The following is a 322-nucleotide window of genomic DNA, read 5'->3' as shown; positions in this document are numbered from 1 at the left end:
AATCCGGAAACCTTGCCATACAAAGGTTTCAACCACTTCATTGTTACCAATGCGCGCAGCATCAAAAAAGAGCTCTACTAAGGATTGATATTGAGTTTCGAGTTTGTCTTGAGAGGCAAACAAGCTAAAAGATAAACCCAAAGAAAATAGTACAGAGCTGAGCAAGAATACGTTTTTCATTCACCCATCCTCATTAAAAATGACAGAAAATGGCGTACGGGAGCCCTGATTTTCGGGCAGAAAAGAGCAGATACTTCTCCCGCAGGCCAAAACTTTACGCCCTACAGCATCGCGTTGTTTTTCACTTGCGGGAGGGTGGTAT

General features: G+C 43.2%; 1 pseudogene. It reads right to left on the bottom strand.

Annotated features, from left to right (window positions below):
- A pseudogene (locus tag R7P74_RS27615) lies at nucleotides 1–180 on the bottom strand (ankyrin repeat domain-containing protein); the annotation flags it as partial.
- Nucleotides 181–322: the final 142 nt, after the last annotated feature.

Source organism: Vibrio sp. 2033, from assembly GCF_033339735.1.
Note: the sequence above shows the minus strand (reverse complement) of the source record. Positions and strands in the feature narration are given on the sequence as shown.